The organism is Nocardia nepalensis (assembly GCF_048910785.1).
GTDB lineage: Bacteria > Actinomycetota > Actinomycetes > Mycobacteriales > Mycobacteriaceae > Nocardia > Nocardia nepalensis.
Map to the genome: position 1 here is coordinate 192,277 of NZ_JBKBET010000028.1, position 14,010 is coordinate 206,286.

Sequence of the window (14,010 nt, forward strand, 5' to 3'; positions counted from 1 at the left end):
GCCGACGTGCTGGCCGTTGGGTCAGTCCGACGAGGACGTCGCGGTCGCCTTCGAGGGCTTCGCGTTCGAGCAGCTGCTCGCCGCCGTCTTTGACCGCCAGCAGCTGTCCTGCGCTGATCTATCGGCTTTTCTGGATGCAATTCGCACCACTATCGGGTCAGCGGTCGGTGACATACATGTCCACGGCCACATAGAAATCCAACGAGTCCAGCGCCGCGTCGAGCTTGCCGCGCTGCGGTGTCGACAGCACCGGATTGCCCGCGTAGGTGATCATCGCGCGGATCTGCCCGGCCCCCTCGGTCAGGATCTCATCGGCCAGCACCGCGACCGGCAACTCCGAGCGGAACGACTTGTAGACCCCGGAGCGGTCGGTCCACGCTCCATATCCCATCGGCAGATACTTCGCGAACCGCGCCGCATCGATCGGCGGGGTCGCGAACATCTGTCCGCCGGGCCGATCCAGATTCCCGGTCACCGCGTTGATGGTGTTGACCAGCCAATGGGTGAGCGTACCGGTCACCTGCTGGCACACCCCGATTCGCGCATACAGCAGCGCGGACTCGGCCGCCGCATGCTCGCGCGCCAGCCGACGAATCGTCTCGGCATCCACACCCGCCAGCGGCGCGGCCACCTCCGGGGTGACCTCGGCGACCAGCGCGCGCAACTCGTCCCAACCCGTGCACTGCGCGCGAATCCTGCCCTCGTCACACAGGTTTTCACCGACCAGCACCTGCAACATCGCCAGCAGCAGATACACATCACCGCCGGGTGCGATGGCCACATGTTCGTCGGCCAGCCGCGCCGTCTCGGTGCGCCGCGGATCGATGACGACCACCTTGCCGCGCTCACGCACCTGCCGAATGCGCTGTTTCGCATTGGGCATCGTGGTCACCGACCCGTTCGACACCGCCGGATTGGCGCCCATGATCACCAGCCGATCGGTCCGATCGATATCGGCCACCGGCATCAGCACATTCGACCCGAACATCCGCCACGCCACGAACTCCTGCGGAAACTGGTCGATCGAGGATGCCGAATAGAAGTTGCGGGTCAGCAACACCGCGCGCAACAGCGCGCCGTAGAGCACCGAAGAGCTATGCGCCGCCGGATTTCCCAGATACATCCCGATCGCGCTGGGCCCGTACGCGCCACGCACCTTCCGCAGCCGCCGCCCGATCTCCCGGAACGCCTCATCCCATCCGATCGGCTCGAATCGGTCACCGACGCGCCGCACCGGCGTGCGCAACCGGTCCGGATCATGGTGCAGCCCACCCATCGCCGTCGCCTTGGGGCAGATATACCCCTGCGACAGAACGTCATCCGGATTGCCCTCGATCCGGGTGACCTGGTCCCCGTCCACGGTCACCAGAATCCCGCAGTGCGCCTCGCACAACGTGCATTGCCGAGCAATGGTGGCAGCACGCCCACCCGTCGATGCTGTGCTCATCCGTGTTCCTCCACACCATTGAGAGAGTTACCGTCTCATCGTAACGGGGCCACCCCATCGGGCACACCGTTCCCGCCGAGCCCGGACTGCCGGTCGCGAACCTGACGCCGCACATTCGGTGCGGGCCCGGCCATGCGCATGCATCCCTTGGTTGCGGCGGCACACCCGCCCGCCCATTCGGCATCGGTGGGGGAACCGGTGCAGTAGCGTCGATCACGGCCCGCAGGGGCCGCCAAACCCGGCCGGTGTCCAACGATACTTCGGAAGTTGTTATGCGCGAACGGATTTCGTAACGATGCAGTACCATCCCTCGGCCGCCGAACTGCTAGCGGCCCTCGCCGAACTACTCGAGGACACCCTGCTGCCCGCGCTCGACCCGGCATTGCGGCATCAGGCCCGGGTGGGGGCCAATATCGCGCGCATCGTGCAGCGTGAACTCGAACTCGGCGACGCTGCGGCGCAACAGGAGCGCGACCTGCTGGCAGCGGTACCCGACGGCAATGACAGCGCGCTGTGGCGGGCCCTGGTCGAGGTGGTGCGGGCGGATCTGCGGATCGCCAAACCCGGCTACGACGCATGGGAGGGCGCGTGAGGGCGGATACGGCAGCCGGGCTCGCCCGCTTTCTGCGCACGGAATTCGGCCAACCAGTAGAAGTATCGAATATCAGCGCGCTATCCACCGGCGCACGCCGAACCAACATCGCCTTCGAAGCCGAAACAGCCACCCGCACCCTGCGTTTGGTCGCCACCTTCGTACCGAGCACGATCGAACTGACACCGGTCACCGTCGAAGCCGACGTACGGGAACTGGCCCGCGCGCACGGCGTGCCCATACCACCGGTGATCGCGGTCTGCACCGACGCCACCTACACCGGTACACCGTTCCTGCTCTCGCAACGAATCGACGGAGAGACCGTGCCCCGCAAGGTCTTACGCCTGGTCCACGCAGAGAGAATCGGCGACCTGGTCGCCGAACAGATCGGCTCGGCCATGGCCACCCTGCACACCATCGACCCGCAACTCGCGCCATCCCAACTCCCCGGCGCACCGACCGTCAACCCAGCCGAACAGACCCTCACCGAACTCATCACCGGCGTCCGCACCCTGCTGCGCGACCGCCCCGTGTTCACCCTCGCCCTGCGCTGGCTCGTCGACCACCTCCCGCCCGCGCCGCAACGGCGCACCCTGCTGCACACCGACCTACGCAACGGCAACCTCATCATCGGCGCCGACGGCGTCCGCGCGATCCTGGACTGGGAAGGCGCCCAACGCTTCGGCGACCCCATGCGCGATGCCGCCTGGCCCGCCCTGCGCATGTGGCGCTTCCACGAAGACGCCCGCGAAATCGGCGGATTCGCCACCCGCCCCGCGTTCATCGCGGGCTACGAACGCGCCGGCGGCGTCTTCGACGCCGACCGATTCCGCTGGTGGAAGGTCGCCAGCACGCTCTGGTGGGGCATCGGCCTGGCCAGCCAAGCCGCCGCCCACCTCGACGGCACCGTCCGCAATATCGTGATGGCCGCCAGCGGCCGGCGCATCAGCGAGATCGAATGGGACCTGTTGATGCAGATACGCCCGGCGACATAGACAACGCTTCGCACCGCGGTCGGCTGGTGCCGATGCTCGATACGGACACGACGGCATTCGCGCGACAAGACAGGAGCCGCAATGGATTTCGAGCTACCGACGGAACTGGCCGGCTATCTGCTAGAACTCGACGCATTCATCCAAAGCGAGATCGTTCCCCTGGAACAGGCCGACGACAACATCCGCTTCTTCGATCACCGTCGCGAACACGCACGCACAGATTGGGAACGCGGCGGCCTTCCGCGCGCCGAATGGGAAGCGCTGCTGGCCGAGGTCCGTCGCCGCGCCGACGCCGCCGGACATCTGCGCTACGCCTTCCCCGCGGAATACGGCGGCCGCGACGGCACCAACCTGGGCATGGCGGTCATCCGCGAACACCTCGCCCGCCGCGGCCTCGGCCTGCACTGCGATCTGCAGAACGAGCACGCCATCGTCGCCAACAACGTCGGCCTGCTGCTCATGCTCGAATACGGCTCACCCGCACAACAAGCCGACTGGGTCGACGGCCTCGCCGCGGGCACCCGCTTCTTCGCCTTCGGCATCACCGAACCCGACCACGGCTCCGACGCCACCCATATGGCGACCACCGCCGTCCGCGACGGCACCGACTGGGTGATCGACGGCGAAAAGACCTGGAACACCGGCGTCCACATCGCCGACGCCGACCTCATCTTCGCCCGCACCGCAGGCAATCCCGGCGACGCGGCGGGGATCACCGCCTTCCTCGTGCCGACCGACACCCCGGGGTTCCGCGTCGAGGAATACCTGTGGACGTTCAACATGCCCACCGACCACGCGCACGTCACGCTGACCAACGTGCGCGTACCCGATACCGCGGTCTTCGGCGGCGAGGGTCGCGGGCTCGCCGTCGTTCAGCACTTCTTCAACGAGAACCGCATCCGACAGGCCGCATCCAGCCTGGGCGCCGCCCAATACTGCATCGACCGATCCGTCGAATACGCCAAACAGCGCAAGCCCTTCAGCACACCGCTGGCCACCCATCAGGGTATCCAGTTCCCCTTGGTCGAACTGCACACCCAATGCGCGATGCTGCGCGCCCTCATCCACCAAACCGCCTGGTCCATGGATCGCCACGGCACCTTCGCCGCCTCCGAACAGGTCTCGATGTGCAACTACTGGTCCAACCGCCTGTGCTGCGAAGCCGCCGACCGCGCCATGCAGATCCACGGCGGCCTCGGCTACTCCCGCCACACCCCGTTCGAACACATCTACCGACACCACCGCCGCTACCGCATCACCGAAGGCGCCGAGGAAATCCAGATGCGCCGCATCGCGGGCTACCTCTTCGGGTTCATGAGCCAGCGCGAACCCAAAGGCGTCGCCACTAGACCGGCGTGATCGGCAACCGAAGCGCCGCAGGGGCCGCCTGCGGAACAACCGGGTTCTTCGGCGCGATCACATCGATGCGCCGATACGGGGCACCCAGCGGCGGACGCTGATCCTGTTCACCCTTGTTCGGCCACAATGACATCGCGCGCTCGGCCTGCGCGGTGATGGTCAGCGATGGGTTCACCCCGAGGTTCGCCGAGATCGTCGAACCGTCCACGATATGCAGACCCTCGTAGCCGTAGAGCCGCTGATACGGGTCTACCACGCCGGTGTCGGGGGAGTCGCCGATCGCGCAGCCGCCGATGAAGTGGCCGGTGATCGGGATATTCGCCATCTCGGTCCAGCTGCCCTGCGGGATGCCGTTGATCTTCTCCGCGACCCGCCGGGTGACCTCATTGCCCTCCGGAATCCACGCCGGAGGCGCTTGGCCCGCACCAGGTTTGGTGGTCATCCGCTTACCGAGCAGTCCGCGCTTGTTATAGGTGATGATCGAGTTGTCGACGTTCTGCATGACCAGCAGCCCGATCATCCGCTCGGACCAGTGCGCCGGATTGTGCATCCGCACCAGATCCCGCCGATACCGCACCATTTCACGCAGGCCGAGCACCCAGCGTCGCTTACCCTGCTGCCCATCGACCAGCACAGTGGTCAGCAGACCCATGAAATTGCTGCCCTTGCCATAGCGCACCGGCTCGACATGGGTATGTGCGTTCGGGTGGATCGAGGAGGTGATCGCGACACCCTTGGTGAAATCCGAATCCTTATCCCGCGATCGGGCCGCGAGCACCGCCTCGGAGTTCGTGCGCGCCAAATGCCCCAGGCGCGGCGAAATATTCGGCAACACACCACGATCCCGCAGATTGTGCAACAACTGCTGGGTGCCCAGCGCGGCCGCGGAGAACACCACCTGGTCGGCGGTGAAGGTCTGCTTCACCTTGCGAACCCAACGCCCGGTGCGCACGGTATCGACCGCGTACCCGCCACCGGACCGCGGCCGCACCGCCACCGCGGTGGTCAGCGGATGCACGACCGCACCCGCCTTCTCGGCCAAATACAGGTAGTTCTTGACGAGGGTGTTCTTCGCACCATGCCGACACCCGGTCATGCACTCACCACAGTGCGTGCACGAGCGTCGCTGCGGCCCGACACCGCCGAAGTACGGATCGGCGACCGCCGCCCCGGGCCGAGTCTCCTTGTCCGCGAACAACACTCCGACCGGCGTGCGACGATACGTATCACCGATGCCCATATCCTCGGCGACCTCTTGCAGCACCCGATCCGACGGCGTCGTCGCCGGATTGATCGTCACCCCCAGCATCCGCTTGGCCTGGTCGTAATGCGGCGCGAGCTCGGACTTCCAATCGGTGATATGGGCCCACTGCTTATCGCCGTAGAAGGTGTCGGGCGCCTCGTAGAGCGTATTCGCATACACCAGCGAACCACCGCCGACACCGGAGCCGCTCATGATGAAGGTGTCGTTGAGCAGTGTCATCCGCTGGATGCCGAAACAACCCAACTTCGGTGCCCACAGGTATTCGCGCAGGTGCCAGGAGTTCTCGGCGAATTCCTCATCGGCGAAGCGGCGACCGGTCTCCAGAACGCCGACGCGATAACCCTTCTCGGTCAGCCGCAGCGCAGTGACGCTGCCGCCGAAACCCGAGCCGATCACCAGCACGTCATAGTGCGTCATATGCCATACCTTCCGGTGCGAACCAGCTCGTAGTCGCGGGCGTCGAAATGGGTCCGCTTGTCGTATTCGCTCATCCGGCCGGGCCAGTTCGTCGTCACCCGCCCGCTCGCCTCGCGATACCAGCTGGTGCACTTGGTCCACACCGTATGTTCGAGCCGCCCCTGGATCTCCTCATCGAAGCGGGCCTCGACCTCCGGCCGCACCGAGAGATAACCGCCCACACCACGCAGATGCTCGACCGCCTGGCGGACGTACCGCGCCTGCCGCTCGTGCATATAAATGATCGAGCCCGCACCGAGATTGGTATTCGGCCCGTACATGATGAACATATTCGGGAAATGCGGCACGGTCAGCCCCTTGTAGGCGCGCGCACCGCCCGACCACACCTCGCTCAGCTCCTTGCCGCCGATCCCGCGAATCGCCATGGGCGCCAAGAACTCCGTGGCCTTGAATCCGGTGCAGTAGACAATCACATCGACCTCGTACAGCACACCGTCCTCGGTGCGCACACCGGTCGAGGTGATCTCGGCGATGCGCGAGGTCTCCACATGCACATTCGGCTGTGCCACCGCGGGGTAGTAGTTGCTCGCCATCAGCCCGCGCTTACAGCCCGCCTCATAATCCGGCGTCATCTTCGCCAGCAACTCCGGATCGGAGATCTGCGCCGCACGATGCCGGTCCGCCCATCCGGAGATCACCTCCGCGATGCGCCCATTGCCTTCCAGCCCCGAGGTCACCAACTCGTAGAACGAATACCAGCCCAATCGCTCCGCGCGCTGGATCACCGGGAACTTCGTGGTGATCGAAAGCTTGTCCAGCGCGTTGAGCTTCGGTGGCGCGTAATAGCTTTCGATCTTCGGGATGATCCACGGCGCCGACCGCTGGAACACCGTCAACTGCGCGACCTTCGGCTGAATCGCCGGAATGATCTGAATCGCGCTCGCACCGGTGCCGATGATCGCGACCCGCTTACCGCTGAGCTCGACCTCGTGATCCCAGCGCGCCGAATGGAACGCATCCCCTTGAAAGGAATCCATACCCGGGATGCTCGGCCACACCGGACGCGACAACTGACCAACGGCAGGCACGAACACCTCCGCCTCGAGCACCTCGCCGGCACTCGTGCGCACCTGCCACACGCCACGATCCGCGTCGAAGTCCGCCGAGGCGACCTCCACACCGAAACGCATATGCCTGTCCAGGTCGTAGCGCCGCGCGACATCGCGCATATACGCGAGGATGTCGGGTTGTTCGGCAAACCGCTTCGGCCAGTGCGCATTCGGGGCGAAGGAGAACGAATACAGATCCGACGGCGCATCACAGGCCGCACCCGGATAGGTATTGTCCCGCCAGACCCCACCGAGCCCATCGGCCTTATCGATGATGGTGAACGCGTCGTAACCGCGGCGCTTGAGCTCCAGTGCGGCCGCGAGCCCGCCGAAGCCAGCGCCGACGATGAGCACAGACGGAGTGCTAGTCATGTCGATAACTGTATGAACGCCGACAGAGTTGGTGAGAGAGCGCCGCGGCCAGGAAATCAACATTTTCGGCCATCTGCGCCCCTAGCCGTCACGGCGAAACAGCGACCGCGGCGGGTTCAGCCTTTCGGTCCAGCTGAAATCCCGGAAGATACCGGTTCGCGAACGGAATCAGCACCTGGATCAACGGGCCGATCCCGAAGGCATACACCACGGTTCCCACACCGACACTGCCGCCCAATAGCCAGCCGGTCGCCAGCACGGAAACCTCGATCCCGGTGCGCACCAACCGCACCGACCACCCGGTCCGCCGAACCAGTCCAGTCATCAGTCCATCACGCGGCCCAGGCCCCATACCCGCACCGATGTACAGCACCGTGGCCACCGCATTCAACACCACCGCGGCACCCATCGCGCCGACCCGCACCGGCACCGAGTCCCACACCGGCAACATCCACAACCCGACATCGACCGACACCCCGATCACCACAACATTGCTCACCGTCCCCAGACCGGGCCACTGCCGCAACGGAATCCACGCCAACAGCACCGCGACTCCGGTAGCCGCCGTCACCGCACCGAAACTGATCGGCACATGCCCGGCCACCCCTTGATGGAACACATCCCACGGATCCAACCCGAGACCCGCCCGAATCATCACCGCCATCGAGAACCCGTACAACCACAACCCGACATAGAGCGCCACCAGCCGCCGAACCAACATCAGCCCAGCATGCCGACAACTGGCCCCTCGATACAGAGCCAATCACCGATCACTGGCCCCATAACCGGCCTCATGCCCAGTAATGAATCCGATCCCACCGAACCCGCCACAGCCCCGCAAATCGTCACTGTGACGTTTTAAGGGGTTGAAGGGGCAAGCGAGGGGGAGTTGCCACTGAACGACCCAAACTCCGAATCCCAAGCGGCCCAACAATTATCCGACAAAAAACGAGTCAAGCCGGAATATTTACATCAGCCAAATTGTGCGCCGAGACGATCAGCAACACAACAAACGCGCACACCGAACCGCACCTAACCACGGCGGCCAGAGCCCATCAGCCACCCAAGAGCCCGAAACTACGCACACGCCAACGCGATACAACAAGCGCCACCCACTCCCAGCACCTCCGTTGTAACGCCGATAATCGACATTATGTTAAGTAAGGTCCGTATCGGTGGCCGCTTGGTTGATCAACCGCTCTCCCATGCCCCGGCTGTCCGGTGCCAGTTGATCTGACGTACCGCCAAGGTGGCGAGGCGCCCCCTACTCTCCGGCAACGGTCGTGCGCAGGGTCTCGATCCACCAGTCGAGCATGGGATCCCGCGCGGCCGCGTCCAGGCCGACGCTGCGGCGGAATTCCTCGCCGAACAACGGCTCCATCGCAACAGCCTGGTGCAATGCGGCCACCGTCAGCTGGATCGTCTCGCGCGGTGGCGGCGTTCGCCCGCTGGCCGCGCAGCCCTCACACGCCTGGGCATGCAGCCGGTCCACCACCTCATCGAGCAGCCCGCTGCCGGTATCCCGCCAACCGGACCGGTGCAGCGCGAGCGCCAGTTCGGCATAACCGTCGGCGTACAGTGCCGACAGCGCATGCACCAACTCGGCGGGGTCGATCGGGCCGTCGGTCCACGCGCCCAGAACGGCGTGCAGTTCGGTCTTCAGTTTGGTCCCACCGAATCGCAGCAACGCCTCCAGCAGTTGGTCCCGCGTGCCGAAGTGGTGGTTGACCGCGGCATCGGACACCCCGATCTCGGCGGCGACCGCACGCACCTGCACCGCGGCCAGTCCACCTGTGGCCAGTAGCCTGCTCGCCGCCTCCAGGATCATCCGCTTGGCGTCATCGGGTGTACGTCGTACTCGGGCAACCACACACCGATATTACCTTGACTAGTCAAGGTAATATCGCTTACCTTGGATGCTCAAGGTAAGGAGAGCGGCGTTGTGCACGAACAATCCACGATTCCGGCGATGACCGAGTTGGCGGCGACACTGGGCGTCTCGATCCACGATCCGACGCCGCCCCGCGAGGTTCGCTTCTCCCACGCGGGCTGCCGGTTACACGGATTCGACTGGGGCGGAACCCGATCCCCGGTACTGCTGCTGCACGGCGGCAGATTGACCGCGCACACATGGGATTTCGTCTGCCTCGGCCTGCGCGGCGATGCCCGGCTGGTCGCGCTGAATCTGCGCGGCCACGGTGACAGCGACTGGTCCGACGACTACAGCATCGACACCCTGGCGGCCGACGTAGTCGCCACCGCCGACCACTTCGGCTTCGATCGGGTCGGTCTGGTCGGAATGTCCCTCGGCGGCGTGGTCGCCGCCCACGTCGCCGAGGCGTGGCCAGACCGAGTCGATCGGCTGGCACTCATCGATGTCGCCCCCGGCGTGGATTTCGAAAGCACCCGGCGAGTGCGGGCATTCATCACCGGGCTCGGTCCGGTCCGGGAACTCCAGACGATTGTCGACACCGCGATGCGGGTCAACCCGCGCGCCAACCGCGCAGCCGTCGCCTACCGCATGAGCACACTATTTCGCCGTGCGCCCGATGGCGATTGGGTGCCGAAGGCCGATCCGAGCCCACCCGACTTTCCCGCTATTCTCGCTGCCATCGATCGGCTGGCCGATCAGCTGAGCCGGGTGCCGGTGCTGTTGGTGCGCGGCGGACGCAGCCGGGTACTCCCCCAAGTCGCCGCCGAACGACTCGTCGAGCGCATTCCGGACGGGGAACTTGTGGTCATACCGGACGCCGGCCACAACGTCCAGGAGGACAATCCGGCCGAGTTGATCACCGCGCTGCGTGCCTTCCTGACACGCTGAGCGCAACCGATATCGACTTTGTGCTGCGCCCGACACCTCGAGTTGCCCGGCCGCTGACCGGCGGATTTGTTGGTTCACCAAACTCGGGACCGCCGAAGAAGGCATCCCGTTGTGCGATCGTCTCGAGGTTTCGCGAAACCCTCCCGACCGAGACTGGAATGAGTCATACTTCTGAATGTGTCCACGACTTCGGAATTCGAGCGTATGTTGCGTGGAGCCGCTCTGCGTGTGACGGCGCCGCGAGTTGCCGTGCTTACCGCTGTGCACGAGCATCCGCACTCCGATACGGACTCGATCCTCGGTCGCGTGCGCGACACACTCGGCGCGGTATCGCATCAAGCCGTGTACGACGTGCTGCGCGCATTGACCGCCGCGGGGCTGATCCGGCGCATCCAGCCGATGGGTTCGGTGGCCCGTTACGAAACGCGGGTCGGCGATAACCACCACCATGTCGTGTGCCGGTCGTGCGGCGTCATCGCCGATGTCGACTGCGCCGTCGGCGAGGCACCGTGCCTGACCGCCTCGCACGACAACGGTTTCGTCCTCGACGAGGCCGAGGTCATCTACTGGGGTCTGTGCCCCGACTGCAAGACATCACCCATGTCCGGATCACAGCCGTGATCACAGCCCGTTTCACTCACTCCCCCGAAAGGAAATGCCGTGCCTGAGGAACATCCGCCCATCGGAGAGGCAAGTACGGAACCCGCCGCCGGTGGTTGCCCCGTTACATCCGGTCGGCTCAAGTCCCCGGCCGAGGGCGGAAGCAGCAACCGTGAATGGTGGCCGAACCAAATCAACCTCAAAATCCTGCAGAAGAACCCCGCCGAAATCAATCCGTTCGGCCCGGACTACGACTACGCCGCGGAATTCAAAACCCTCGATCTGGCTGCCGTGAAGCAGGACATCGAGCAGGTCATGACCACCTCGCAGGACTGGTGGCCCGCCGACTACGGCCACTACGGACCGCTGTTCATCCGGATGGCCTGGCATGCCGCGGGCACCTACCGCATCAACGACGGCCGCGGTGGTGCCGGTGCCGGTATGCAGCGGTTCGCGCCGCTGAACAGCTGGCCCGATAACGCGAGCCTGGACAAGGCACGCCGCCTGCTGTGGCCGGTCAAGCAGAAGTACGGCAAGAAGCTGTCCTGGGCCGACCTGATCGTCTACGCGGGCAACGTCGCATTGGAGTCGATGGGCTTCGAAACCTTCGGCTTCGGCGGCGGCCGCGTCGACCAGTGGGAGCCCGAGGAGGACGTCTACTGGGGTCCCGAGCAGACCTGGCTCGGCGACGAACGCTACACCGGCACAAGGGATCTGGAGAACCCCCTGGCCGCCGTCCAGATGGGTCTGATCTACGTCAACCCCGAAGGCCCCAACGGCAACCCGGATCCCGTGCTCGCGGCCACCGACATCCGTGAGACGTTCCGCCGCATGGCCATGAACGATGTCGAGACCGCGGCGCTCATCGTCGGCGGCCACACCTTCGGCAAGACCCACGGCGCCGGCGATGCCGAACTCGTCGGTCCCGAGCCCGAGGCGGCCCCGCTCGAGGAGCAGGGTCTGGGCTGGAAGAGCGCCTTCGGCACCGGAGTCGGCAAGGACGCGATCACCAGCGGTCTGGAGGGCACCTGGACGCCCACCCCCACCCAGTGGGACAACAGCTTCCTCGAAACCCTCTATGGCTACGAATGGGAGAAGACCAAGTCCCCCGCCGGTGCGTGGCAGTACATCCCCAAGGACGGTGCCGGGGCAGGCACGGTCGCCGACGCCCACGACCCGTCGAAGTCCCACACCCCGGTGATGCTGACGACGGACCTCTCACTGCGCATCGACCCCGTCTACGAGCAGATCACCCGCCGCTGGCTCGACCACCCCGAAGAGCTGGCCGAGGAGTTCGCCAAGGCGTGGTACAAGCTGACCCACCGCGATATGGGTCCGAAGGCCCGCTACCTCGGACCGGAGGTGCCGCAGGAGACGCTGCTGTGGCAGGACCCCGTCCCGGCCGTTGACCACGACCTCATCGGGGCGGCCGATATCGCCGCACTCAAGGAGCAGATCCTGGCCTCGGGTCTGACTGTCGCACAGCTTGTTTCGACCGCATGGGCGGCGGCCGCGTCGTTCCGCGGTAGCGACAAGCGTGGCGGCGCCAACGGCGGACGCATCCGGCTGCAGCCGCAGGCCGGGTGGGAGGCCAACAGCCCCGACGAACTCGCACAGGTGGTGCGAACCCTGGAAGGCATCCAGGAGTCGTTCAACTCCGCGCAGACCGGCAACACCCGGGTGTCGTTCGCCGATCTCGTGGTGCTCGGCGGCGCCGCGGCCGTAGAGCAGGCCGCCAAGAACGCCGGGTACGACGTCGAGGTGCCGTTCACGCCGGGACGTACGGATGCCACCCAGGAGCAGACCGATGTGGAGTCCTTCTCCGCACTCGAGCCGACTGCCGACGGCTTCCGCAACTACCTCGGCAAGGGCAGCCGCATCCCGGCCGAATTCCTGCTCATCGACCGGGCGAACCTGCTGACCCTCACCGCTCCGGAGATGACCGTCCTCGTCGGCGGTCTGCGCGTGCTCGGCGCGAACCACAAGCAGTCGCAGCTGGGCGTGTTCACCTCGACCCCCGGGTCGTTGACCAACGACTTCTTCGTGAACCTGCTCGATATGGGCACGAAGTGGGAGCCGACCTCGCCCGACGACGAGACCTACGAGGGCAAGGATCGCGCCACCGGTGCGGTCAAGTGGACGGGCAGCCGCGTCGACCTGGTCTTCGGGTCGAACTCGCAGCTGCGCGCGCTCGCGGAGGTCTACGCGACCGACGACGCGAAGGAGAAGTTCGTCCAGGACTTCATCGCCGCGTGGGTCAAGGTATCCAACCTGGACCGGTTCGACCTGGTCTGATAGCCGATGTGCGGCGCCCCGCGAACTGTCACAGTTCGCGGGGCGCCGTGCGTTCAGTCGGTGAAGCTGACTTCCTTCGTCTCCGCGACCGCGGCGGTGCGCCCTGGCGCGGTCTGGTGGCGCCAGTACAGGTTGGTATGCGCGATGACCTGCTCCGGCGAGGGCGCACCCCATTGGCTCTTGTCGAAGGTGGTGTGCCCGTCGCTGACAAGCGTCACGTCGTATCCCCGCGCGAAGGCGCCGTGGATGGTGGACCGGATGCAGGCATCGGTCTCCGCACCGGTCACCACGAGGCGTCCGACACCGGCCCGCGCCAGCACCTGCGCCAGCTCGGTGTCCTCGAACGAATCGCCGAACTTCTTGTGCACCAACGGTTCCGACTCCGCACGCACCAGCTCCGGGACATACTCCCACGGCGTACTTCCCGGCACGAGATGCTCACTCGAGTGCTGTACCCAGACAATCGCAACCCCCTCCTCGCGCGCCTTCTCGACGAGCGCGCCGATATTCGCGATGACCGTATCCCGCTGATACGCCTCGCCCACAACACCGTTCTGCACATCGATCACGATCAAGGCGGTGTTCGGTCGATCTTGCAGCGTGCTCATGAAGGTCTCCTCCTGCTGGTCGAGGGGCTTGTCCACACGATCACTCAACTACGAATCGACCGACGGGACCAGCCCGGCGACCCATCGCTGGCGAAGATCGGCAACGGGCGTCGATAATCGAATATTCTCGG

General features: G+C 65.5%; 11 protein-coding genes and 1 pseudogene. 6 read left to right on the forward strand and 6 right to left on the reverse strand.

All coding sequences use genetic code 11. The features are described from left to right. Positions 1-163 precede the first annotated feature (163 nt). Positions 164-1,447: pseudogene (locus ACHQ4I_RS21635) on the reverse strand (molybdopterin-dependent oxidoreductase); the annotation flags it as partial. A 295-nt stretch (positions 1,448-1,742) separates the two neighbouring features. Here ACHQ4I_RS21635 and ACHQ4I_RS21640 point away from each other — a divergent pair. From ACHQ4I_RS21640 to ACHQ4I_RS21650, 3 genes are all read left to right on the forward strand, one after another. After that, on the forward strand, positions 1,743-2,039 hold the full coding sequence (locus ACHQ4I_RS21640; protein ID WP_420773615.1) for a DUF6285 domain-containing protein: 297 nt from the start codon (positions 1,743-1,745) through the stop codon (positions 2,037-2,039). Next, entirely contained in the window at positions 2,036-3,034 is a 999-nt protein-coding gene (locus ACHQ4I_RS21645) for a phosphotransferase family protein (RefSeq protein WP_420773616.1), read from the forward strand. Before ACHQ4I_RS21640 ends, ACHQ4I_RS21645 begins: the two co-directional genes overlap by 4 nt. Positions 3,035-3,115: 81 nt before the next feature. Next, the gene (locus ACHQ4I_RS21650) at positions 3,116-4,393 is read left to right on the forward strand and encodes an acyl-CoA dehydrogenase family protein (protein ID WP_420773617.1); all 1,278 of its coding nucleotides are present in this window, start codon (positions 3,116-3,118) and stop codon (positions 4,391-4,393) included. Here ACHQ4I_RS21650 and ACHQ4I_RS21655 read toward each other — a convergent pair. The 4 genes from ACHQ4I_RS21655 to ACHQ4I_RS21670 form a co-directional block, all read right to left on the reverse strand. Next, the gene (locus ACHQ4I_RS21655) at positions 4,380-6,074 is read right to left on the reverse strand and encodes an FAD-dependent oxidoreductase (protein WP_420773618.1); all 1,695 of its coding nucleotides are present in this window, start codon (positions 6,072-6,074) and stop codon (positions 4,380-4,382) included. The two genes, ACHQ4I_RS21650 and ACHQ4I_RS21655, sit on opposite strands and share 14 nt — an antisense overlap. Continuing rightward, a complete protein-coding gene (locus tag ACHQ4I_RS21660; protein WP_420773619.1) occupies positions 6,071-7,555 on the reverse strand; it encodes a flavin-containing monooxygenase in 1,485 nt (494 codons plus the stop codon). Before ACHQ4I_RS21660 ends, ACHQ4I_RS21655 begins: the two co-directional genes overlap by 4 nt. Before the next feature lie 88 nt (positions 7,556-7,643). Continuing rightward, on the reverse strand, positions 7,644-8,276 hold the full coding sequence (gene yczE / locus ACHQ4I_RS21665) for a membrane protein YczE (protein ID WP_420773620.1): 633 nt from the start codon (positions 8,274-8,276) through the stop codon (positions 7,644-7,646). Between the two features lie 543 nt (positions 8,277-8,819). After that, positions 8,820-9,425, reverse strand: a complete 606-nt coding sequence (locus ACHQ4I_RS21670) for a TetR/AcrR family transcriptional regulator (RefSeq protein WP_420773621.1) — start codon at positions 9,423-9,425, stop codon at positions 8,820-8,822. Positions 9,426-9,497: 72 nt separating this feature from the next. On the opposite strand from ACHQ4I_RS21670, the gene ACHQ4I_RS21675 reads away from it, so the two are divergent. From ACHQ4I_RS21675 to katG, 3 genes are all read left to right on the forward strand, one after another. After that, complete coding sequence (locus ACHQ4I_RS21675) at positions 9,498-10,376, forward strand: alpha/beta fold hydrolase (protein ID WP_420773622.1); 879 nt, start codon at positions 9,498-9,500, stop codon at positions 10,374-10,376. A 204-nt stretch (positions 10,377-10,580) separates the two neighbouring features. Beyond that, positions 10,581-10,997 carry a transcriptional repressor gene (locus ACHQ4I_RS21680; protein ID WP_476445405.1) on the forward strand — a complete coding sequence of 139 codons (417 nt, stop codon included), beginning with the start codon at positions 10,581-10,583 and terminating at the stop codon, positions 10,995-10,997. A 39-nt stretch (positions 10,998-11,036) separates the two neighbouring features. Continuing rightward, entirely contained in the window at positions 11,037-13,271 is a 2,235-nt protein-coding gene (gene katG / locus ACHQ4I_RS21685; protein ID WP_420773624.1) for a catalase/peroxidase HPI, read from the forward strand. 53 nt (positions 13,272-13,324) lie between these two features. Here the strand turns inward: katG and ACHQ4I_RS21690 are convergent, their stop codons facing one another. Next, the gene (locus ACHQ4I_RS21690) at positions 13,325-13,879 is read right to left on the reverse strand and encodes an isochorismatase family protein (RefSeq protein WP_420773625.1); all 555 of its coding nucleotides are present in this window, start codon (positions 13,877-13,879) and stop codon (positions 13,325-13,327) included. Between the last annotated feature and the right edge of the window lie 131 nt (positions 13,880-14,010).